The following is a 22,660-nucleotide window of genomic DNA, read 5'->3' as shown; positions in this document are numbered from 1 at the left end:
AGGGGTATTTTAGTGATTAATGTTAATGATTTTAAAACAGGATTGACCGTCGAGGTAGACGGAGATATTTTTACGGTGCTGGATTTCCAACACGTAAAACCGGGTAAAGGTGCGGCATTCGTACGCTCCAAGCTTAAAAACCTGCGTAACGGCAACACTGTTGAACGTACATTCCGTGCGGGTGAAACGATCGGCCGCGCGCAAATTGAAAACCGTGGTGTGTCTTACCTCTATGCGAGCGCAGACGAGCATACATTCATGGACAACGAAACCTACGATCAATTCACACTTTCCAGCGATCAACTGAAATGGGAACTTAACTTCCTGCAAGAAAACATGAATGTAAACATCATTAGTTATAATGGTGAAATTCTCGGGATTAACCTGCCTAACAGCGTAGAGCTGAAGGTTATTGACACTGAGCCGGGTATTAAAGGTAACACCGCTACAGGTGCTACTAAAAATGCAAAAGTTGAAACAGGACTGAATGTTCAGGTTCCATTGTTTATCAACCAGGACGATGTATTGCTGATTGATACACGCGATGGTAAATACATTTCCCGCGCATAAATTTTGCAGCTTTTAGATATCCTCTGTCCTTGTTAAGGGCAGGGGATATTTTTATAAACATTAATATTAAAAAACAATGGCTCCGCACAGCACTTTCGTATTATACTGTACTAAAGTTATGCCGCAGGATGTCACGTTCAAGTCGTTTGGTGCCATCTCAAGGTTACATACTGTTGAGTCTGAAGGAGTGAATATCGTTGTCATTGTATGTCATGAAATTCGGAGGCAGTTCCGTCGGTGACACGGAGCGCATGAAACGCGTGGCAAAACGCGTTGTGGAGAAACAGAGTGAAGGGCATCAATGTGTAGTGGTCGTTTCCGCAATGGGAGACACGACAGACGAACTGATTGACCAGGCCAAATTGTTGAATGAGCAGTTGCCTGCACGTGAGTTGGATATGTTGATGACGACAGGTGAGCAAATTTCAATCGCCTTGTTGTCGATGGCTATTCAGCAGTTGGGTCATGAAGCGGTATCGTTTACGGGATGGCAGGCTGGTTTCCGTACTGAATCTGACTTTGGTCGAGCACGGATTACGGATATTCAACCTCAGCGTGTGCTGGATGCACTGAGCAGCAACAAGATCGTTGTTGTAGCTGGTTTCCAGGGGATGTCTGCAGAGGGAGACATTACGACGCTGGGACGTGGTGGATCTGACACGACGGCGGTTGCGCTGGCGGCAGCGATTCAAGCAGATGCCTGTGAAATTTACACGGATGTGGACGGCATATATTCAACAGATCCACGGATCGTGAAGGTTGCTCGTAAGCTAAAAGAAATTTCTTATGATGAAATGCTGGAATTAGCTAATCTGGGTGCCGCTGTATTGCATCCTCGTGCGGTAGAATATGCCAAACATAACCGGGTACCGCTGATTGTGCGGTCCAGTTTTAACCATAATGAAGGAACGGTCGTAAAGGAGGATGCAGTAATGGAACAAGGCGTTGTAGTCAGTGGGATTGCATATGATAAAAATGTAGCAAGAATCAGTATTTTGGGCGTCGCCGATATCCCCGGTGTACTGGCGAAAGTATTTGGAACACTGGCGGCAGCCAAAATTGATGTAGACATTATTGTACAAAGCGGGGTTGAAGCTGGTAAAGCGGATTTCTCCTTTACAGTAGCTCTGACGGATCGTGAAGCAGCACTGAAGACGCTGGAAGGTATTCGTGGAGAGCTTCCGTACCGTGAAGTAACGTCTGAGGAAAACCTAGTGAAGGTATCCATTGTAGGTGCAGGAATGGTTAGCCATCCGGGTGTTGCTGCGCAAATGTTTGCCGTACTGGCAGAGCAAGGCGTTAGCATTAAAATGGTAAGCACATCGGAAATTAAAGTATCGTGTGTAATTGAAGCGGGTAAACTTCATGAGGTTATTCAGGCGTTGCATACAGCTTATAACCTGGACACCGAGGAGCAAGCGTTTGTGGGTGGACCGCAGGATCGTCGTTAATAACTGCAACGTGAGATCTAGACACTGAATATGTCTAATGTGAACGATGCTTATGATAGGTAAAGGTTGATACAGGCCCTCTATTTATAGTTTGATAAATCATAGAATACAGCAGTAGGTTAAGAGGTTGTTCCATCAGTGAGAGTTAGACTGAGGGGCAGCCTCTTTTTTTGCTGAATCTATCTTTTCTACCCAAGGGTATCCCTTAGCCGACAAGGCTTTGAGAGGCCCTTTTTTATTTGTGCGAATTAGAGAATGGTGCGTAAACAAGCGGGAGAAAGGTCTGTTGAGTGTTGATAGGAGTTAGCAAAAGTTTGCCTAGGTTTTCAATATATTTTCGGCATAAAAAGCGAGAGTCAACCATAGACTTGTCTTAAAGAAAAGGACAACTGTGAGGGGGCGGCATCGGTATGGAATGGCTGGAATTATTTCCCGAACCGCTGCACGGTATACTCGGAAGGCTTCCAGAAACGGTATTTAAGCAACTGGAAGAAGTCCGGGTCAGGGAAGGAAGGCCGTTGGAAATTAATGCAAATGGTGATCATCATTTTGTAACGTCTGCTGGTCGGCTGACTTTGAACCATGTGGAAGCCTATAAGCCTGACCGTGAGGATGCCCACCGACTGCTGGATTTTATCAGCAATCATTCCCTGTATACCATGGAAGAGGAGCTTCGTAAAGGGTTTATTACGATCCCTGGCGGTCATCGTATTGGCTTGGCAGGAAGAACCGTGCTCAACCGAGGACGAGTGGAGCATTTGAGGGATATAAGCAGCTTTAATGTAAGAATTGCTCGTGCAATTCCCGGTATAGCTGATCGGATATTGCCTTATGTAGCAGATCGAATGTCCGGGAAAATCCGGCACACCCTCATTTTGTCCCCTCCTCAGCATGGCAAAACGACACTGCTTAGGGACTTGGCTCGGCAACTCAGTTACGGAGGGATGGAAAGCAATGGGGGGCGACGGAATGGACTCAAGGTAGGCATTATAGATGAACGCTCTGAGATAGCTGGTAGTCACAAAGGTATCCCCGGTTTTGATGTCGGGCCTCGCACCGATGTATTGGACGGATGTCCAAAAGCAGAAGGCATGATGATGATGATCCGCTCGATGTCACCGGATGTCCTCATTGTTGATGAAATCGGACGACCGGAAGATGCGGAGGCGGTGCGCGAAGCGCTTCATGCAGGCATTGCAGTCATTGCTTCCGCACATGGTCGCGATGTGGCTGAAATGGCGACCCGGTCTGCGTTTGCTGGATTAACTACAGGACAAGAGCTGTTTCAACTCTACGTCATGCTGGAGCGGACGAGCCGGGGCGTCTCATTTCGACTGGCAGATGCCAAGCAGCGCAGGCTTACACTGCCTGGAGAAGGGCAGAATGGAGGCATCTCCTATGCTTAAGCTGCTGGGTGCATCCTTGGTTATACTGGCCGCTACGCTGGCAGGCTGGCAGCGGGCAAGGCAGTTTGCGATGAGGCCACGGCAAATCAGGGAGTTGATTCTTGCGCTGCAAAGATTGACCACCGAGGTTTCCTACGGGGTGTCTCCGCTACCAGATGCTTTCGCCAAGACAGGAGAGCCCTTGCGAGAGCCGCTGCGCACTTTGTTTCAGCAAGCCTCACGCTGGATGCACCCCTCTTTTGGCCTGACTGCCAGAGAAAGCTTGCATAAAGCCATTGAAGACTCGTGGAGCCGTTCCTCTATGAAGCAAGCCGAGAAGGAAGCGATGCGGCAGCTTGCCTACAGTCTTGGAACCAGCGACCGTGAAGACCAGATCAAGCACATTGCGCTGACCATCCAGCAGTTATCCCATGAGGAAGCGCAGGCGCAGGCAGATCAGGTGAGGTACGAGCGTATGAGCAGGAGCCTGGGACTGCTGATCGGAGCATTGATCGTCATTTTGATCTATTAGCGGGGTGCTCGAATGAATTTAGAAGTGAACGCAATTTTCCAGATTGCCGGAATTGGCATTATTATCGCTATGATTCATACCGTATTAAAGCAAATGGGCAAAGAAGACATGGCCCACTGGGTAACGGTCATTGGTTTCGTCGTGGTCCTGTTCATGGTGGTGCGAATGCTGGATAACCTTCTGCAAGAGATCAAATCTATCTTTCTTTTTCAGTAGGTGGACACATGGAAATCATTCAGGTGGTGGGCTTCGCCCTCATTGCCACAGTCCTCATTTTAGTCATTAAGGAACAGAAGCCAATGTTTGCCTTTTTGATTGCAACAGCTGCTGGAATCGTCATTTTTTTGCTGCTGATTGGCAAGATCGGATCTGTGGTTGCTGTACTGGAGCGACTGGCCCGGTCTTCAGGCATGGATATGATCTATTTTAAAACCGTATTGAAAATAATTGGTATTGCTTATATTGCTGAATTTGGAGCGCAAATCGTTCGGGATGCAGGACAAGACGGGATTGCTTCCAAAATTGAGCTTACCGGAAAGGTACTCATTATGGTGCTCGCAATCCCGATTATCAGCATTATTATTGATACCATTCTGAAGCTGATGCCCGCCTGAGGGGGTGATGCCATGAAAAGGCTAGGGGGCATGCCGAATCTCAAAGTAATTGCAATGTTGTTGCTATGCCTCTGGTGTGCCTCAGCTGCGGTCCTCTTTGCAGATACACCGACAAACGAATGGATCAGACAGCAGGCAGAGCAAATGCCCAAAGATGAAGTAGAACATTATTGGGACGGGCTCATGCAGCAATACGGCGGATTTTTCCCTGATCAGAAAACGCCTTCCTTCATGGACATGCTGCTTCCAGGCGGTGAAGGGTTCAGCATAAAGGGTGTATTGAGCGCTATAGCTGATTTTTTCATCCATGAAATCCGGGTAAATGCCAAGTTGCTCGTCACCATCGTCATGCTCAGCATTATGAGTATGGTGCTGGAAACGCTGCAAAGCGCTTTTGAAAGCAAACAGGTCAGCAAAGTGGCCTACGCTATCGTATACATGGTCATTATCATTCTGGCGATTAATAGCTTTAGTGTAGCGATTGGTTATGCCAAAGAAGCGATTGATAGCATGATTCACTTCATGATGGCAATGTTGCCTTTGTTGTTTACCATGTTAGCCTCGATGGGCAACGTCGTAACAGTTTCGGTGACCCACCCGCTGATTGTATTTATGATCAACACGGTTGGAACAGTCATTCATACGCTGGTTTTCCCGCTGCTGTTCTTCTCGGCTGTGCTGTACTTGGTCAACTCGCTGACGGGCAAATACAAGCTGACCCAGCTAGCCGATCTGTTGCGGAACGCTGGAGTAGCAGTGCTGGGAGTGTTGCTGACCATATTTCTAGGAGTCATTTCGGTACAAGGCTTGACATCGTCAGTTACTGACGGATTAACGATCCGCACAGCCAAATATATTACAGGTAGCTTTGTTCCGGTGGTCGGCAAGGCGTTGGCAGATGCGACAGATACAGTCATTTCGGCTTCGCTGCTCGTTAAAAATGCCATTGGTCTGGTAGGAGTCATTATTATTTTGTTCCTATGCGCATTTCCTGCTCTCAAGATTCTGACACTGGCTCTCATTTATAAAGTGACAGCAGCGATCATGCAGCCTTTGGGTGATACGCCTATCGTGGAATGTCTGGATGCGATCGGCAAGAGCATGATTTATGTTTTCGCGGCACTGGCGGCAGTGGGATTAATGTCCTTCCTTGCGATTACAATCATGCTCGCAGCAGGCAATATGACGGTCATGATGAGGTGAACCATTGCACGTAAACCAACAAGGGGGAGGGGAGTGACGTGACCTGGCTGGGAGGTTGGCTTAAGGAACTGGTGCTAATCGTGTTGCTGGCTTCTTTTGTCGATATGATCTTACCGAGCCGATCTATGGAAAGGTATGTCAAACTCGTTCTCAGCCTGCTTATTCTGCTGACGTTGCTGTCCCCGGTCGTGCGCTTACTGAGCAGCAGCCCCTCCGAGGTTTTAGGGCGAGCATTGGATCTTCAACGTCAGGCTGAGACAGGCAAGAGGGAACCGACATTGGAAGAGATTTTGGCAAAAGGCAGCCAGTTAAAGCAACAGCAAGAGAAAAGCTCCATGCAATGGGCTGGCAAAGAGGTAGCTAAGGAAATGAAAGGACAATTGGAACAGTATACTGGGTTAGCAATTCAGTCGGTCCAGGTTACCCTTGCAAAGATTCAACAGAAGGAATCGGGGCTGGAGGCAGGAACGGGTGTCCAGTCGGTAGTGGTCAAATTGGCGGAGCAGCAGCAAGAAAAAGAAAAGAAAAACACAGACGTCTCGCCTGGTGCAGATGCCAAGCCGATTATGGTGGAGCCTGTGGCCGAAAAGACAGTGAATATTCTTGTGGAGCCGACACATACAAAAACTTCAGATTTTAATGAAGGAACACGAGAAGATGATCGTAATCCTGATATAACTGCTGAGGACGGAAAGCCAACGGATACGAAAGCTTTTGGCTTAATTACAGGACTTCTACGTGAAAAATGGGGGATAGACAGCAAAAATGTTAAGGTGGTTTCTTCGCAGGATAGAACACATGAATGGTAACAGGAGGTGAGCAGAAATGAGCAAATGGCTGAAAAAGCTGGAGCAATTGCTGGGTGGAGGGGCGGATGGGGCGAAAAGATTCAACTCATTTCGTTGGCTGCTTATTCTTGGCCTTATCGGTGTAGCGATCATGCTTTTTAATTCATTCGTTAATGTGAAAAAGGTCGATCCAGAAAACGTAGGGCGTGAGCCGCCTGGTGTAATGAAAAATGAGCCTACGTTAGAGACATCAACAGGTGAAGAAAGTTCCTTTGCCGGGATCGAGAAGGTTTTTGAGGACAATATGAAACAGATGCTGGAGCAGATTGTTGGCGTAGGAACCGTCGATGTCATGGTTACGGTAGATTCCACCGAAGAAGTTATCGTTCAACGCAATGTAAAAGATATGCAGGAAGAGAACAACGAAACAGACGCCAATGGTGGACAACGGCACACTACTCAATATACACGTGATGGCGAGATTGTCACCTATGAGTCATCAGGTGGTCAGCATACCCCGATTGTGACAAAAAAAGTAAAACCGCAGGTGAGGGGAGTGCTTGTTGTGGCTATGGGGGCAGAAAACCCTACAGTGAAGCAGCTAATTGTCGATGCTGTACAGAAGGGACTAAATGTACCTTCCTACAAAATTTCAGTCGTACCGCGCAAACAGGGATAATTTAGAATTTATGAACAAAGAAGTTTATATTTTAAACCATTAATGAATATGGAGGACGGAACATGAATAATAAAAGACAAACCGTTTGGCTGGTGTCCATGCTGAGTTTAATGGTCGTGCTGTCTGCGTATTATTTGTTTACGGAGGACTCGAGCCCTGCAAATCCACCAGTAGCCGATAGTGAGCAAGTGAGCAAGGTTAAGCAGGATGCCGCACAGGAAGCAACGACGAAGGCAGAGGAACAATTGAACGAACTGAAGGTAAATGAAGTAGTGACGAATGGAGAAGTAACTGATGGAGCATCAGCAACTTCCACAAAATCGGATACGGCTTCCACAACTGACCCAGCAACGGAAAACTCAAAAGGCGATAAAGATACGGCAGCTGCCCCTACTACTGAACCGGCGACATCCGATCAAAACACAACTGCGACGAAGACGGACGCGACAGCACAAAGTGACGACAAAGCAGCCTCTGCAGCCAAAACCGATCAGCAGGTACTGGATAAAGTGGCAACCGATCAAGCTGCCCAACCTACAGCAGCAGCTGTGATTGACAACTATTTGCTGGAACGGGATGTGGAAAATCAGAAGAAAAATGATGAACTGACTACCGCAATGAATGACAGCACACCAAAGAAAGCTGCGGAGGCTCAAAAGGAATTACATGTACTTGAAGATAAGCAGGCTAAAATTACTGGAATTGAAGAAGAGCTTCAGCAGCAGTTCGCCAATGCGGTCGTCCGTGAGGAAGATGCTGATAAATACAAAGTAGTAGTTCTGAGTGAAAAATTGGATGCTAAGCAAGCGGTAACAATTGTCGATAAAGTCATGAAGGAACTGAATGTAACGCAGGATAAGATCAGTGTCCAATATGTTACACAATAAGACAAAAAACGCGAAAAAGCCCGGATTTCTGCATTATTCCGGGCTCTTTCTATTTTTAATGATTGTGATATAATACATAAAGCTGTTTCAACAATGTTATCAGCAACCGGCAAAATGCTGAAGGAGTGATTAATAAAGATGTTTAAATTGAGCGAGATTAAGGAATTGATCAAGCTGGTGGATGAAACGTCTGTGCATGAGCTTGAAATTGAAAATGAAGGAACTCGCCTGTTGATCCGGAAACCGGGCAAAAGCGAGATCGTTACGGTACAGGCTCCTGTGGCAACACCTGCTTATGCAGTGGCACCACAAGCTGTTATTCCAAATCCACAAGTACAGTCCGATGTTGGATTTGCAACTGCTGGGGAATCGAGGGAATATGCAAGCAATCTACATAAAATCGTATCTCCGATGGTAGGCACTTTCTATAGTTCTTCATCTCCGGATACGGCTCCGTATGTGAGTATCGGCAGCAAAGTGGGCGAAAAAACAACGGTATGTATCATTGAAGCGATGAAGCTGATGAACGAGCTGGAAGCTGAAGTGAAGGGCGAAATTGTGGAAATTTTGGCCGAAAACGGACAGTTGGTTGAGTATGGCCAGCCATTGTTCCTTGTGAAACCGGAGTAAAAAGCTTGTTTGAACCCTCTTTCGAGGGTTCGGCAAGACTGCTCCCAGGGAGGATAAAGTCATGACATTTCAAAAAGTATTGATTGCGAATCGTGGAGAAATTGCGGTTCGTATCATTCGCGCTTGCCGCGAAATGAATATTTCGACAGTTGCCGTATATTCGGAAGCTGACAAGGATTCGTTACATGTGCGTCTCGCAGATGAGGCTTACTGTATCGGACCGACGCTGTCTAAGGACAGCTACCTTAATTTTACGAATCTGATGAGCGTTGCTACATTGACTGAATGTGATGCCATTCATCCAGGTTACGGATTTTTGGCGGAAAACGCAGACTTCGCTGAAATTTGCGAATCGTGTAATATTACGTTTATTGGTCCTTCTCCTGAAGCCATTAACAAAATGGGAGATAAGGCGGTAGCCAAGCAGACCATGAAGGATGCCGGAGTTCCGGTTATTCCGGGTTCAGACGGGCTGGTTGAGGATTTGCAGGATGCAATCAGCATCGCACGTGATATCGGATATCCGGTAATTATCAAGGCCACAGCAGGCGGCGGAGGTAAAGGTATTCGTATCGCCGAAGATGAGGATAACCTCATTCAGCAAATCACTACTGCTCAGCAGGAGGCGCAAAAAGCATTTGGCAATGCGGGTGTGTACCTGGAAAAATACTTGACCGGTATGAAACATGTGGAAATACAGATCATAGCGGACAAGCATGGTAATGTTGCCCATTTGGGCGAACGGGACTGCTCTGTGCAGCGTCGTCGTCAGAAGTTATTGGAGGAAGCACCATGTCCTGTACTATCGCAGGATGTTCGTGAAGAAATGGGTCAGGCAGCTGTTCGTGCAGCTTTGGCCGTTCAATACTCTGGTGCAGGTACTCTCGAATTTTTGCTTGGCCCGGACAATAATTTCTATTTCATGGAAATGAATACACGTATTCAGGTAGAACATCCAGTAACAGAAATGATTACCGGTGTAGACCTGATTAAGGAAATGATTTCTGTCGCTGAAGGACATCCGCTTTCCTTTACGCAGGAAGAAGTCACCATCAATGGTTGGGCGATAGAGTGCCGTATTAACGCTGAGGATCCGGATCGTAATTTTATGCCTGCACCGGGTAAAATCGGATTTTATCTGCCTCCAGGAGGTCCTGGAGTACGGGTAGACAGCGCAGCATATCCAGGTTATAGCATTCCTCCTTATTATGACTCTATGATCGCCAAGCTGATTGTGTGGGCACCTACACGGCAAGATGCAATTGCCAAAATGAAGCGGGCTTTGTCTGAGTTTGCTATTGAGGGCATACCCACAACGATTTCTTTTCATCAGCGCTTGCTAGAGCATCCGACCTTTATTAAAGGCGATTTTGATATTAAATTTTTGGAGGAAAACGAAGTTTAATCGGTATATTTCCTCAGTTTGTCATAATGAACGCCAAATGATATAGTATGGATAATAAGTGAGCATGTCTGCTTTGAAATCCAAAGCTGGAATGAAACTTATTTTGACCGAAAGGTGTTGAAGGTATGAGCACAGTGCCAACCGAATTCGAACGTACAGAAATTGGGGAGATTCAAATTGCCCCAGAAGTTATTGAAGTCATTGCCGGACTGGCTACCGTTGAGGTACCGGGCGTTGCGGGAATGAGTGGCGGATTTGCTGGTGGGTTTGCCGAATTGCTAGGCCGCAAAAATTTATCTAAAGGTGTAAAAGTGGAAGTCGGACAGCGTGAAGCTGCTGTAGACGTCTCCGTCATTATTGAGTACGGTAACCGTCTGCCTGAGGTGGCTGCTGCTATTCAGCATAATGTTAAGCGTTCGATTGAGAACATGACAGGTCTTAACGTTGTTGAAGTGAACGTGCAAATTCATGATGTTCAATTCAAAAATGCCGAAAAAGTAGAAGAGCCGGAAGTGCTGGGCGCCGGACGGGTTAAATAGAGCGATACTTTGTACAAACCCCCGACCCTTATGGGTCGAGGGTTTACTCTAATTTAAGGAGGCTGTGCGTTTCGTGGCTAAAGTTATGGACAGACTTCTGCTGTTCTTGTACAGCTTAAGTATCGGAATTATTTCCATTCTCGCCATCCTCCTCCTGAGCGGGGCCATTCCGTATGTTTTAAGTATTGAGGATGAGCGAGTGGTGTGGTTTACCAGCCTGATTATTGCAGGGGTTTTGTTGTTATTGAGTCTTCGCTTTTTTTATATCTCTATTCGACGGAACCAAACCGTACAGCATTCTATTGATCAACGAACGGAATATGGTGACATTCAGATTTCAGTGGACACCATTGAAAATCTGTGCCTCAAAGCAGCTTCCCGATTTCGCGGGATGCAGGATTTGAAAGCACGCGTTCGCGTGTTGGAATCGGGACTTGATATTACGATTCGGGCGGTTGTAGACGGGGAAAGCTCCATTCCGGTGTTAACCTCCGACGTACAAAAGGGGGTACACGATCATGTGGAAGAAATTACAGGAATTCCTGTGTCCAATGTGTCGGTGTACATCGCTAATGTTTCTCAGTCACCCAGCTTTAAGAGTCGTGTGGAATAGAGGTGATTTTCCCTGATGCCCTGGAAAGAAATATGGGGAAGTTACAAGGGCCGGATCATGGGGATCACGGCTGGTATTTTTTTCGGTTTTATTTATTTGTGGGCAGGCTTTTGGAATATGTTGTTCTTTGCATTGATGGTGTTCATCGGATATACGCTAGGAAGACGTAGCGATTCAGCGCTTGGTTCATTCCTCCCTTGGAAGGAATGGGGCGATTGGTTGTCGCAACGTTGGCGTCCTTTTAAATGAACCCTGTGATACGTGTTCTCCAAAATAGAGCTGTAGCTTCTTTGCGCCCAACGTTTTGGAGGATGCGTTCACAGGTTTTTTTGTGGAAATTGGTTAGAATGAAAAATAGATATAGGCAAGCGTAGGAGGCAGGGCATGAAAAGACGTCTGGCGAGGGAATTAGCGGTACAGAGTATGTACCATATGGAAATGAATGAAGTGGATGCGGCAGCAGCCGTAGACATGTTGCTTCAGGAAGCCGCTGAGGAAAACGAAGCGGAAGTTGTCGTTAAAAACGCGGCAGTGTTAAGAGCTTATGTTTTGGAGCATGTGCGGGGTACGTGGGAGCACAAGGAAGCCATTGATGGGCTGTTGGTGGATTATCTTAAAGGCTGGCAGATCAGCAGACTTTCACGTGTAGATCGTCAAATTTTGAGACTTGCGGCATATGAGATGATTTTCCGTGAGGATGTTCCAGCTAAGGTAGCTGTTAATGAAGCGATTGAGTTGTCGAAGCACTTTGGTACCGAGGAATCCGGTAAATTTGTTAATGGTGTACTGGGACGAGTGATTCAAGAACTGGAGCAATTGAAAGCACGTTTTTAAGTAGAGACTACTGAATCAGGTTGGAGAGTGGTTAAACATGTCAGCACCGATCATTGATGGTAAACAAATCTCTCAGGATATTCGCGCAAACATTCAGCAAGAGGTCATTCGTCTGAAAGAGCACAGCTTTCAACCCGGACTGGCTGTTGTATTGGTTGGCGAAGATCCCGCTTCGCAAGTGTATGTTAAAAACAAGGAAAAGGCGTGCCATGATCTCGGCTATTACTCAGAGGTTCACCGGTTGGCAGCAGATACTTCGCAGGAAGCATTACTGGAACTAGTGGACAAGCTGAACCATCAAAGTACTATCCATGGGATTTTGGTTCAACTGCCGTTGCCAAAGCATATTCATGAAAAAGCTGTCATTGACGCGATTGCAGTGGAGAAGGATGTGGATGGATTCCACCCGGTGAACGTAGGGAATTTGGTCATCGGTGACGATAGTCTATTGCCTTGTACTCCTGCTGGAGTTATTGAGTTAATCAAGCGTGCTGGAGTGGAGATAGCTGGTAAACATGCGGTAGTTATTGGTCGCAGTAATATCGTAGGCAAGCCAGTGTCTTTATTGTTGCAGCGTGAAAATGCTACGGTTACGATGTGCCACTCCCGTACAGCGAATATCGCGGAACTAAGTCAACAAGCGGATATCTTAGTCGTTGCGATCGGCAAAGCCAACTTTATTGATGCTTCGTTCGTGAAGCCCGGAGCGGTAGTAATAGATGTGGGGATGAACCGTCTGGACAACGGAAAGTTGGCGGGGGACGTTGATTTTGAGAGCGTGAAGCAAGTGTCTGGTCCGATTACGCCTGTTCCCGGCGGAGTAGGCCCGATGACAATTACGATGCTGATGCAAAATACGCTTGTAGCGGCCAAGCGGTCGCACGGTTTGGCATAAGGGCAGCTGCCTGTGGCTGAACAACGTATTTACTCTATAAAGGACCTGAATCGTTATATCCGGATGAAACTGGAATCGGATCAGGTGCTGTCTGATGTATGGATACGCGGGGAAATTTCTAATTTTACGCATCATTCGAGTGGTCACATGTACTTTACGCTCAAGGATGAGGGGAGCCGCATACGTTCGATTATGTTTGCAACCCATAATCAGCGGCTCCCTTTCGTACCGAAAGAAGGTACGCGTGTTATTGCCCGGGGAAACGTATCCGTGTACGAACGAGATGGACAATATCAGTTTTATGCAACTCAAATGCAGCCTGACGGCATAGGAAGTCTTTATCTGGCTTACGAACAGCTCAAGCAAAAGCTGGATGCAGAAGGACTGTTTGATACTGCTCGTAAGCGTAATCTCCCTGCCCATCCGGCAACCATAGGCGTGATTACGTCACCGACCGGAGCGGCTGTGCGTGATATTATTACGACACTTCAACGGCGATACCCGCAGGCTGGAATTGTGTTGTATCCTGTGCTCGTACAAGGAAAAGGTGCCGCACCCTCGATAATCAAGGCAATTGAAGCTATGAATCGTATGCAAGAGGTTCAGGTGATGATCGTCGGACGTGGAGGTGGCTCGTTGGAAGAACTGTGGGCGTTTAATGAGGAAGCGGTTGCGCGCGCCATTTACGCATCGGTCATTCCGGTTATTTCGGCAGTTGGACACGAAACGGATTTTACCATTGCCGATTTTGTGGCTGACTTGCGTGCGGCAACGCCAACCGCAGCAGCCGAGTTGGCTGTGCCTAATCAGGCAGAGCTACGGGATCAGCTACTCCAGCGTGAGCAACGGTTGCGCAACGCCCTCCGGCAGCGGCTGGAAACCAGCCGTGAACGCTTGGCAAGGCTTCAGCGTTCACCGGTCCTGCTGCATCCACGCCGCTATATGTTACAGCATGCAGAGCGAATGGACATGCTGCATCAGCGGCTAATCCGCGCAGCGGGTAACCGTTCGCGTTTGAACGCAGAAAAGAACGCACGTATGCGTCAGGTACTAGAGCGGTTTAATCCGCGTGAACAAATTCGTTCGGCACGCAAGCAGACGGATATGGCGCAACGTCAGCTGGAGTCTGCGATGCGTGCTATTACGAAAACGGGACGGCAGCAGTTGCACACGGGAATTCGTCAGCTGGATGCGCTGAGCCCACTCAAAGTCATGGCCCGAGGCTATAGCTTGGTATACGATGAGCAGGAGAAACGGCTGATTAAGTCGCTCAAAGACGTACAGCCGGGAGATTCCATCAAGATTAAAGTAAGTGATGGGCAGTTGGACTGCCAAGTATGGGGAATGAAGGAGGACGCGAAGCACGGTGGCGAATGAAACGGAATTGAATTTTGAAGCGGCTATGGCCGCTCTTGAAGAAATTGTCGGACAACTGGAGCATGGAGACGTTCCTCTGGAGCAAGCCATTGATTTGTTCCAGCGGGGGATGAAGCTGTCTCAGCTTTGTAGTCAGAAGCTGGAGCAAGTTGAACGTAAAATTGAAATGATCGTGGAAGAGGATGGAGATTTGCGCAAGAAGCCTTTTGGCGGTGGATTGGATGAAAACGGCGGTGAAGGGCTTGAATAGACCGTCGTTCAAGGAATATTTGACCGGGACAACGGATGCAGTTTCATCCGCACTGATCGAGCAGTTCCCGGCCGATTGGAACATTCCCGCTGTTCTTCGAGAATCCATGAATTACTCACTCACCGCAGGCGGAAAACGGCTGCGGCCTCTGCTTGTGATTGCTGCTGCTGAAGCATTCGGTGGAAGCAGGGAAGCTGCGCTGCCAGTGGCATGTGCGGTAGAAATGGTACATACGTACTCCCTCATTCATGACGACTTGCCAGCCATGGATGATGATGATTATCGGCGAGGCAAGCTGACGAATCATAAGGTATACGGCGAGGCGGTTGCCGTCCTTGCGGGTGATGCTTTGTTGACCCATGCCTTTTACAGCATTGTGCAAGCAGGACGGCGCCACGGTGTTTCATCCGATGCGCTATTGTCCATTGTTGAGGATTTGTCCGAAATGAGTGGCGCGCGGGGCATGGTAGGCGGACAGGTCGCCGATATGTCAGGCGAGCAAGGAATGACGGGGATCGAGGAACTGGAATATATCCATCTTCATAAAACTGCTGATTTGATTATTTTCTCGCTCTTGGCAGGTGGACGGATTGGTGGGGCGGACAAGAGTCAATTAGAGGCGCTTAGCCGCTTTGGACGAGACTTGGGGCTGGCTTTTCAGATACAGGACGATATACTGGACCTCATAGGCGATGAGAGCAAAATGGGTAAGAAAACGCAAAGTGATGTTGAACAGGAGAAGGTTACCTATCCGTATTTTATTGGTATGGACGCATCTTTGCAGCAGGTTGAGGAACTCACCGCATCTGCTAAAAAAGTGATAACAGAGAGCGGTATTCCCGATTCTTCTCGTTTGTTGGAGATAGCTGATTACCTGATGAAGCGTGATCATTAGTTGCGTTAGAGCCGTTTTGACTTGTCTGCGTTTAAGCACAGTCAAAAAGTGTGATATAATACTTGTTAACTTTACACACAAACTTAAAGGAAAGCGGGGAGATATGCGTGCTGCTTCCACACATAAAGCAACCAGGCGATCTGAAATCACTGTCGGTTGAGGAGCTGGCTTCTCTAGCCGAGGAAATCAGGAGCTTTTTGATTGAGAAGCTGTCCGTGACTGGGGGGCATCTGGCATCGAATCTGGGAGTGGTTGAGCTCACGATCGCCCTGCATTATTGCTATAACAGTCCGAAGGACAAGATGATTTATGACGTTGGGCACCAAGCCTACGTACACAAAATATTGACAGGGCGAATGGACCGTTTTGATACACTTCGTCAGCGTGATGGACTTTGTGGTTTTGTAAAAAGAAGCGAGAGTGAGCACGATGTTTGGGAAGCCGGTCATAGCAGCACTTCTCTGTCGGCCGCAATGGGAATGGCTTTGGCTCGAGATTTGAAGGGCGAGGACAATAAAGTCATTGCAATGATCGGAGACGGCGCGTTGACTGGGGGGATGGCCTTCGAAGCGTTGAATCATATCGGACATGAGCGTAAAAATTTAATGGTCATTCTGAATGACAACGAAATGTCCATAGCGCCTAATGTAGGGGCCATGCATAATTATTTGAGTAAAATCCGCTCGGACCGCCATTATTTACGAGCAAAAGATGAGCTGGAAGTTTTGCTGAAAAAAATACCCGCGATCGGCGGTAAACTTGCCAAATCGGCTGGCCGTGTCAAGGACAGTCTTAAATATATGATGGTGCCTGGTGTACTGTTTGAGGAGCTGGGACTTACGTATCTCGGTCCAGTGGACGGACATGATTTGCCGAAGCTAATCGAAACCTTCCAGCAGGCTGATAATGTCACTGGCCCTGTATTGGTGCATGTCGTAACCACCAAGGGCAAGGGCTATAAACCTGCAGAGGCAGATTCACACAAATGGCACGGAATCAGCCCTTATAAGATTGAATCGGGTCAGGTACTCAAAGCTGTAGGTAATCCGATGTATACGGAAATTTTCGGCCGAACGCTGATTGAGCTGGCTGAGCAGGATGAGCGCATCGTTGCGGTCACGCCTGCTATGCCTGGTGGATCAGGACTGGTACCGTTTAGTAAAGAGTTTCCTAGCCGTATGATTGACGTCGGCATTGCTGAACAGCATGCAGCTACCATGTGTGCTGCGTTGGCAATGGAAGGGCTGAAGCCGGTGTTTGCGGTGTATTCGACTTTTATGCAGCGTGCTTATGACCAGATTGTGCATGATATTTGTCGTCATAATGCGAACGTAATGTTCGCGATTGACCGTGCAGGTTTTGTTGGGGCTGACGGAGAAACTCATCATGGCGTGTTTGATGTGGCATTCTTACGTCATATCCCGAATCTTGTGCTTATGATGCCAAAGGATGAGAACGAGCTACGCCATATGATGAAAACAGCGCTCGACTATGATGACGGTCCAATTGCTTATCGTTACCCACGTGTTAATGTGGTTGGCGTGCCGTTGGATAAAGAATTACAGGCGATTTCCATCGGCAGTTGGGAGCTCCTGCGTAAGGGTGAGGGCTTTGCTGTAATTGCATCAGGACCGATGCTCCAGGTGGCGACAGAGGCTGCGGAGGCGATGAAACGTGAAGGGTTGCAAGTGGGCGTCGTAAATGCCCGTTTCATGAAACCTTTGGACGAGGATATGTTGCGTGAGCTGGCTCGTCAGCATACGAAGCTGATCGTTTTGGAAGAAGCTTCTGAAGCAGGAAGCTTGGGCAGCGCTGTACTGGAATTTTACGCCAAAGCCGAAATCCAAGAGGCGCAGGTGCGCTTAATGGGGATTCCCGATCTCTTTGTGGAGCATGGCTCTATCAAAGAGCAGCGTGCTGAAGTAGGTCTTACCATTGAAGATGTATGCTTAAAGCTGCGTAAATGGGCTACTGAACCAGCATATGGCATGGGACAATCCGTATAGGGTAACTTGAAGCGAAGACCATGACATTTATAAAAAGTATGACAAGAGCAGCCTGGCTGCCTAAAGGGAGATTAACATGTCTGTTCCGAAGGAACGCATTGATGTATTACTTGTAGAACAAGGCTTTTTTGAAAGCCGTGAAAAAGCAAAAGCTGCGATTATGGCTGGTCTAGTGCTGGCGGACAGCGAACGGATCGAGAAAGCGGGCATGAAGGTACCACGCGCCAGCGAGCTTAAAGTTAAGGGTTCGGTGCATCCGTATGTAAGCCGTGGAGGATTAAAGCTGGAGAAGGCCATCCGTCAATTTGAGCTGAATATGAAGGGCAGGACAATGCTGGATATCGGCTCGTCCACTGGAGGTTTTACGGATTGTGCACTTCAGCATGGAGCGGAGTACGTATACGCCATTGATGTGGGTTATAATCAGCTGGATTGGTCGCTTCGTAATGATGAACGAGTATGCGTAATGGAGAAAACGAATTTCAGATATATGACACCTGCGGATTTGAATGGTTCTGTCCCGAATTTCGCAAGTATCGACGTTTCGTTTATTTCATTACGTATTATTTTGCCCCCGTTGCTTGCCTTGTTGCATCAACCTGCTGATATTGTAGCTCTAATCAAGCCGCAATTCGAAGCTGGACGCGAAAAGGTCGGAAAATCCGGTGTGGTCCGTGATCCTGCTACGCATAAAGAAGTGTTGCAGACCATTCTGATGTTTGCGCATGAGCTTGGACTTACGCTGCAAGGTTTGGCTTATTCGCCTATTACAGGTGGAGAAGGCAATATTGAATTTTTAGCGCATTGGCGTTTGGATGGGCTTCCTGCTGCAGAATCGCAGCTGGAGAAGATGGATTTCAGACCACTAATTGAACGTACCGTTCAGGAAGCAGGTCAGACTTTTAATAATGGTCCATCGCGTAAGTAACATTCAGGGGTTCTCCATGAGTTCTGTGAACTTAAGGGAACCTCTTTTTGGTGTGAGGGATTGATTATAGAACTCACGTTCGCCTATAATGAGATGTACAAAGGAAAAGGAATTTTACATCTTGTCCTAGAATATGTCCATGAGGTGATCGGTCCATGGACACAAGATATGATACGATTATCATCGCTGTAATCGGGGTGATATTAGGGATATGGGCTTTATATAGCCTGCGTGCCTGGTTGAAGGAACCAGAGCCGCTTGTGCTAAAGACGATACCGATTAACGAGGATTTGGATGAAGGGCCTGCTATAGACATACTCGAAGAAGCAGGATATGAAGTAGTGGGTGGGAAAATGAAAATACCGCTTGCTTTTAAAGTGAATGCACATACCGTGTATAGCCGTTTGTTTATAGACTACGTGGCTGTACGAAACGGTTCGACATATATGGTCAAAACGTCACGCCGCAAGAAACCAATGGAGTGGAGTGGTCCTGATTTACGGGACAGGCTCATGCTGTATTTGTTGCTCTATCCGGGTTGCGCGGGTGTATTGTACGTTGATACGGACGAGCGAAGTATTCGCCTTATTACATTAATGGAAGACCTCGAAGAAGAGGAATATGAAGGTTAATCCATAGGAGGATTATATGAAGGGTCAACGACATATTAAAATTAGGGAAATTATTTCACAACATGAGATTGAGACGCAGGATGATTTGGTTGAAGCATTGCGTAAGGCTGGTTTTCAGGTCACACAGGCGACCGTATCGCGTGATATCAAGGAGCTGCTGCTGATCAAGGTTCCAATGGACGATGGCAGATATAAATATTCAATGCCTTCAGATCAGCGCTACAATCCGGCCCAGAAACTGAAACGTACGTTGGTCGATAACTTTTTGCATATTGACTACACAACCAATCTGATTGTGATGAAATGTCTGCCGGGAACAGCCAACTCGATTGCTGCTTTATTGGACAATATTGAATGGTCCGAGATTATGGGTACGATTAGCGGAGATGACACCATTTTGATTATTTGCCGATCGGAAGAAAACAGCGAAGCTATCGTGAATCGTCTTATGGGCTACATTTCCTAATTATAATGGCTGCATATTAGGCGTTTTAATTTGTACATCATAGAGGTGAAAGAACGATGCTGGTCACTTTGTCTATACGGAATTTGGCGGTCGTAGAGGCCGTCGATGTTCATTTTTATAAAGGGTTTCATGTCTTGAGCGGGGAAACAGGTGCTGGTAAATCCATTATTATCGATGCGCTTGGGCTGATTGCAGGCGGTAGGGGCTCTGCTGATCTAGTGCGTTACGGTTGTGATAAAGCAGAGATGGAAGCCCTGTTTGAGCTGCCGGTGAAACATCCAGTTTGGAATACACTTGAGGAACAAGGGATTAAGGCTAATGCGGAGGAGCATTTGCTGATTCGTCGTGAACTTACGGTTCAGGGGAAAAGCTCTTCTCGAATTAACGGTCAGATGGTTAATTTAACGATGCTGCGTGAGGTAGGTGAGCAACTCGTCAATATCCACGGGCAACATGAGCATCAAAGCCTGCTACGTGCAGATCGCCATCTGGCGCTGCTGGATACGTTCGGTGATTCGGTGATCGGTCCAGTCAAAACGCTTTACCGTGAGCGTTACAATGCTTTTGTCAAAGCGGAAAAAGAAGTAAGAGAACTGCAAAGCTCCAGTCAAAAGGCTTATCAGCTTTTGGATATGTACCGATTTCAATTAGAAGAGATCGCTGCGGCGGAGTTGAAATTGGGAGAAGATGAATTATTGGCAGAGGAGCGGGTCAAGCTATCCCATAGTGAGAAAATGATGGATGGGATATCAGGAGCATACGAACTACTAAGCGGCAGAGGTGGTCTGGATACGATCAATAACGTATTGTCCAGATTGAACGATGTCCAAAGTTATGACAGCAAAAGCCTTCAGCCCATTGCGGAGCAGATTCAGTCAGCTTTTTACCAGTTAGAGGACGCAGCATTCCAATTACGTTCTTATCGTGAGGATATTGAATTTAATCCAGGCAAGCTGCATGAAGTGGAGCAACGTTTGAATCAAATTACTGGATTACAGCGAAAATATGGTGATAGTATAGAGCAGATTTTGGAATACTATAGCCGTATTGAGCAGGAAACCGATCTGCTGGAAAATAAAGATGAGCGGCTGGAGCAGCTCATTGCAAAACGGGATGAGTTGCTTTCCGATTTGCTGGAGATTTCGGAAGAGCTTACAGAAGCACGTGAAATTTGTGCTGAAGAGCTTGCAGAGCAAGTGGAGCAGGAGTTAAAAGACCTGCAGATGGAAAGAACGTCACTCAAGGTGCGCATTGATCCAATTGAAGATCCACGCGGATATGAGTATAAAGGTCTGAAGGTAAGACCTACCAAGCAAGGCATTGATAATGCGGAATTTCTTATTTCCCCCAATCCAGGTGAGCCACTACGTCCACTTGGTAAGATCGCTTCAGGCGGTGAGCTATCACGTATCATGTTGGCGATGAAAAGTATTTTTGCGCGTCATGATCAAATTCCAGTACTCATTTTTGACGAGGTGGATACCGGGGTGAGTGGTCGTGCAGCTCAATCCATTGCCGAGAAGCTATATCGTTTATCTTCCGTTTGTCAGGTGTTTTCCATTACTCATTTGCCACAGGTGGCATGTATGGCAGATCATCAGTACCTTATTGAGAAAAATGTTCATGATGGACGGACCATGACTCAAATTGAGGGACTTACGGAGGACGGGCGTGTCAAGGAATTGGCACGGATGCTGGGCGGCGTGGAAATTACCGAAAAAACATTGCATCACGCACAGGAAATGCTGAATTTGGCGGAAGGAAAGAAAGCCTGAAAAGAGCGGCTGGCGTAATGTTTAACAGTTATAAAAGCCTGGGGGCAAGGTTACCTTATAGGTACGCAATTGGCGACCACCTTTACTCGTCAAGCGAAAGAAGCAAAGGGAGCGTGACAGCCATTGAATTTTTACTCCAGGATCAAATTGCTCGGTCTTTTGCTTGTTTTTCTTATGTGTTCTATCGGTAACGCTCAGTATGTGCAAGCAGCGCTGCCTCCACAAGCTTCTTTGGATTTGTTCGGCTCTAAAAGCATGAGGACAACCCAAGAAAGTGTAGTTCCCGATTTAAAAGTATACCCGGGAGGGCAGACGATTGGGGTCAAAGTAAAATCTTCAGGAGTGCTTGTCGTCGGTCACCATATCATTCAGGAAAGTAATGATCGTAAGGTGTCGCCTGGTGAAACAGCAGGGATTCGCCTAGGGGATCGAATTACACACATGAACGGCAAGCCACTCAATAGCCTGGCAAGGGTTGCTGAGGCAGTAGACGAAGCAGGTAAGAATAAAAAACCGCTCGATATCACGCTATGTCGAGGGGAGCAGACCATTTCCACCAAGTTAACACCAGCATATGATCAAGATGATAAAGCGTGGCGGCTTGGGTTGTATATTAGGGACTCGGCTGCAGGTGTAGGTACATTAACGTTTTACGCACCGGACCAGGGTGTATACGGGGCCTTGGGTCACGTAATTACCGATATGAATACCCAAACCCCTATTGTCGTGGGGAGCGGAGAGATTGTGCAATCCAATGTGACGTCAATTGCGAAAAGCCAAAGTGGGGAACCAGGAGAAAAACGTGCTCATTTTCTCAAAGATCATCGGGTATTAGGAAATATTGAACGAAATACGAATTTCGGAATTTTTGGGAAAATGTCAGATGAGCCGCAATATGGATTGTATTCGACTCCTATTCCGGTGGCCCTTGCGAATGAAGTAAAAGAAGGACCAGCAGAAATTTTGACTGTGCTGGAAGGTCAACAAATTCAGCGGTTTCAGGCGGAAATTGTACACATCTCTCAGCAGGACAAACCAGCAACCAAAGGACTTGTGATACGCATTGTAGATCCAAAGCTGCTGGATAAGACCGGGGGAATCGTGCAAGGAATGAGCGGTAGTCCGATTATCCAAAATGGTAAGCTTATCGGGGCTGTGACACATGTATTTGTGAATGATCCTAAATCAGGTTACGGTTGTTTTATCGAATGGATGCTGCGCGATGCAGGAATCATGCAGAATAACGTAAGCTTGAAATCATCTTCTAATCTTAAGGCGAGCTAGTGGCCTTAAGATTTTTTTGTCG

At 47.2% G+C, this 22,660-nt stretch carries 26 protein-coding genes; all 26 read left to right on the top strand.

From position 1 onward, the window contains the following. Window positions 1-12: 12 nt before the first annotated feature. The 26 genes from efp to spoIVB all read left to right on the top strand — a co-directional run bounded on the left by efp (window position 13) and on the right by spoIVB (window position 22,638). Complete coding sequence (efp, locus tag KAI37_RS15905) at window positions 13-570, top strand: elongation factor P (protein WP_023989259.1); 558 nt, start codon at window positions 13-15, stop codon at window positions 568-570. Between the two features lie 197 nt (window positions 571-767). Continuing rightward, the gene (locus KAI37_RS15900; RefSeq protein WP_028540593.1) at window positions 768-2,021 is read left to right on the top strand and encodes an aspartate kinase; all 1,254 of its coding nucleotides are present in this window, start codon (window positions 768-770) and stop codon (window positions 2,019-2,021) included. A 410-nt stretch (window positions 2,022-2,431) separates the two neighbouring features. Beyond that, window positions 2,432-3,427: a stage III sporulation protein AA gene (gene spoIIIAA / locus KAI37_RS15895; protein WP_071641498.1), complete on the top strand. Its 996-nt coding sequence runs from the start codon at window positions 2,432-2,434 to the stop codon at window positions 3,425-3,427. Beyond that, the gene (gene spoIIIAB, locus KAI37_RS15890) at window positions 3,420-3,938 is read left to right on the top strand and encodes a stage III sporulation protein SpoIIIAB (protein ID WP_220029807.1); all 519 of its coding nucleotides are present in this window, start codon (window positions 3,420-3,422) and stop codon (window positions 3,936-3,938) included. Before spoIIIAA ends, spoIIIAB begins: the two co-directional genes overlap by 8 nt. A gap of 12 nt (window positions 3,939-3,950) precedes the next feature. Further along, window positions 3,951-4,154 carry a stage III sporulation protein AC gene (spoIIIAC, locus tag KAI37_RS15885; protein ID WP_010345636.1) on the top strand — a complete coding sequence of 68 codons (204 nt, stop codon included), beginning with the start codon at window positions 3,951-3,953 and terminating at the stop codon, window positions 4,152-4,154. Window positions 4,155-4,162: 8 nt separating this feature from the next. After that, on the top strand, window positions 4,163-4,552 hold the full coding sequence (spoIIIAD, locus tag KAI37_RS15880; RefSeq protein ID WP_013310826.1) for a stage III sporulation protein AD: 390 nt from the start codon (window positions 4,163-4,165) through the stop codon (window positions 4,550-4,552). 12 nt (window positions 4,553-4,564) lie between these two features. Further along, complete coding sequence (gene spoIIIAE / locus KAI37_RS15875; RefSeq protein ID WP_023989255.1) at window positions 4,565-5,755, top strand: stage III sporulation protein AE; 1,191 nt, start codon at window positions 4,565-4,567, stop codon at window positions 5,753-5,755. Window positions 5,756-5,793: 38 nt separating this feature from the next. Further along, window positions 5,794-6,564 carry a stage III sporulation protein AF gene (gene spoIIIAF / locus KAI37_RS15870; protein ID WP_220029806.1) on the top strand — a complete coding sequence of 257 codons (771 nt, stop codon included), beginning with the start codon at window positions 5,794-5,796 and terminating at the stop codon, window positions 6,562-6,564. 16 nt (window positions 6,565-6,580) lie between these two features. Then, window positions 6,581-7,222: a stage III sporulation protein AG gene (spoIIIAG, locus tag KAI37_RS15865; RefSeq protein ID WP_071641494.1), complete on the top strand. Its 642-nt coding sequence runs from the start codon at window positions 6,581-6,583 to the stop codon at window positions 7,220-7,222. Window positions 7,223-7,284: 62 nt separating this feature from the next. Continuing rightward, complete coding sequence (locus tag KAI37_RS15860; protein ID WP_071641492.1) at window positions 7,285-8,109, top strand: SpoIIIAH-like family protein; 825 nt, start codon at window positions 7,285-7,287, stop codon at window positions 8,107-8,109. A 138-nt stretch (window positions 8,110-8,247) separates the two neighbouring features. Next, window positions 8,248-8,739, top strand: a complete 492-nt coding sequence (gene accB / locus KAI37_RS15855; protein WP_071641490.1) for an acetyl-CoA carboxylase biotin carboxyl carrier protein — start codon at window positions 8,248-8,250, stop codon at window positions 8,737-8,739. A gap of 61 nt (window positions 8,740-8,800) precedes the next feature. Continuing rightward, window positions 8,801-10,144 (top strand): acetyl-CoA carboxylase biotin carboxylase subunit, encoded by a 1,344-nt coding sequence (gene accC, locus KAI37_RS15850; protein ID WP_023989250.1) that lies wholly within the window; start codon window positions 8,801-8,803, stop codon window positions 10,142-10,144. A 125-nt stretch (window positions 10,145-10,269) separates the two neighbouring features. Next, a complete protein-coding gene (locus tag KAI37_RS15845) occupies window positions 10,270-10,683 on the top strand; it encodes an Asp23/Gls24 family envelope stress response protein (protein WP_013310820.1) in 414 nt (137 codons plus the stop codon). Between the two features lie 73 nt (window positions 10,684-10,756). Beyond that, window positions 10,757-11,296: an alkaline shock response membrane anchor protein AmaP gene (amaP, locus tag KAI37_RS15840; protein ID WP_071641488.1), complete on the top strand. Its 540-nt coding sequence runs from the start codon at window positions 10,757-10,759 to the stop codon at window positions 11,294-11,296. A gap of 15 nt (window positions 11,297-11,311) precedes the next feature. After that, entirely contained in the window at window positions 11,312-11,545 is a 234-nt protein-coding gene (locus tag KAI37_RS15835) for a DUF2273 domain-containing protein (RefSeq protein WP_023989248.1), read from the top strand. 135 nt (window positions 11,546-11,680) lie between these two features. Next, window positions 11,681-12,130, top strand: a complete 450-nt coding sequence (gene nusB, locus KAI37_RS15830; protein WP_013310817.1) for a transcription antitermination factor NusB — start codon at window positions 11,681-11,683, stop codon at window positions 12,128-12,130. Window positions 12,131-12,167: 37 nt separating this feature from the next. After that, window positions 12,168-13,025 carry a bifunctional methylenetetrahydrofolate dehydrogenase/methenyltetrahydrofolate cyclohydrolase FolD gene (gene folD, locus KAI37_RS15825; RefSeq protein ID WP_071641486.1) on the top strand — a complete coding sequence of 286 codons (858 nt, stop codon included), beginning with the start codon at window positions 12,168-12,170 and terminating at the stop codon, window positions 13,023-13,025. Between the two features lie 12 nt (window positions 13,026-13,037). Next, window positions 13,038-14,402 carry an exodeoxyribonuclease VII large subunit gene (xseA, locus tag KAI37_RS15820; RefSeq protein ID WP_023989246.1) on the top strand — a complete coding sequence of 455 codons (1,365 nt, stop codon included), beginning with the start codon at window positions 13,038-13,040 and terminating at the stop codon, window positions 14,400-14,402. Then, a complete protein-coding gene (xseB, locus tag KAI37_RS15815; RefSeq protein WP_013310814.1) occupies window positions 14,392-14,652 on the top strand; it encodes an exodeoxyribonuclease VII small subunit in 261 nt (86 codons plus the stop codon). Before xseA ends, xseB begins: the two co-directional genes overlap by 11 nt. Continuing rightward, window positions 14,624-15,547: a polyprenyl synthetase family protein gene (locus tag KAI37_RS15810; RefSeq protein ID WP_076293000.1), complete on the top strand. Its 924-nt coding sequence runs from the start codon at window positions 14,624-14,626 to the stop codon at window positions 15,545-15,547. Before xseB ends, KAI37_RS15810 begins: the two co-directional genes overlap by 29 nt. Before the next feature lie 107 nt (window positions 15,548-15,654). Beyond that, window positions 15,655-17,553: a 1-deoxy-D-xylulose-5-phosphate synthase gene (gene dxs, locus KAI37_RS15805; RefSeq protein ID WP_220029805.1), complete on the top strand. Its 1,899-nt coding sequence runs from the start codon at window positions 15,655-15,657 to the stop codon at window positions 17,551-17,553. 76 nt (window positions 17,554-17,629) lie between these two features. Further along, window positions 17,630-18,481, top strand: a complete 852-nt coding sequence (locus KAI37_RS15800) for a TlyA family RNA methyltransferase (RefSeq protein WP_025723025.1) — start codon at window positions 17,630-17,632, stop codon at window positions 18,479-18,481. Between the two features lie 155 nt (window positions 18,482-18,636). Then, on the top strand, window positions 18,637-19,113 hold the full coding sequence (locus KAI37_RS15795; RefSeq protein ID WP_220029804.1) for a hypothetical protein: 477 nt from the start codon (window positions 18,637-18,639) through the stop codon (window positions 19,111-19,113). A 16-nt stretch (window positions 19,114-19,129) separates the two neighbouring features. Continuing rightward, complete coding sequence (gene ahrC, locus KAI37_RS15790) at window positions 19,130-19,579, top strand: transcriptional regulator AhrC/ArgR (RefSeq protein WP_013310809.1); 450 nt, start codon at window positions 19,130-19,132, stop codon at window positions 19,577-19,579. A 56-nt stretch (window positions 19,580-19,635) separates the two neighbouring features. Then, on the top strand, window positions 19,636-21,354 hold the full coding sequence (gene recN, locus KAI37_RS15785) for a DNA repair protein RecN (protein WP_028540598.1): 1,719 nt from the start codon (window positions 19,636-19,638) through the stop codon (window positions 21,352-21,354). A 123-nt stretch (window positions 21,355-21,477) separates the two neighbouring features. Beyond that, window positions 21,478-22,638 carry a SpoIVB peptidase gene (gene spoIVB, locus KAI37_RS15780; RefSeq protein WP_023989240.1) on the top strand — a complete coding sequence of 387 codons (1,161 nt, stop codon included), beginning with the start codon at window positions 21,478-21,480 and terminating at the stop codon, window positions 22,636-22,638. Window positions 22,639-22,660: the final 22 nt, after the last annotated feature.

The sequence above is a fragment of the Paenibacillus sp. S25 genome, from assembly GCF_019454085.1.
GTDB lineage: Bacteria > Bacillota > Bacilli > Paenibacillales > Paenibacillaceae > Paenibacillus > Paenibacillus polymyxa_B.
This window is presented reverse-complemented; position numbering and strand designations above follow the sequence as displayed.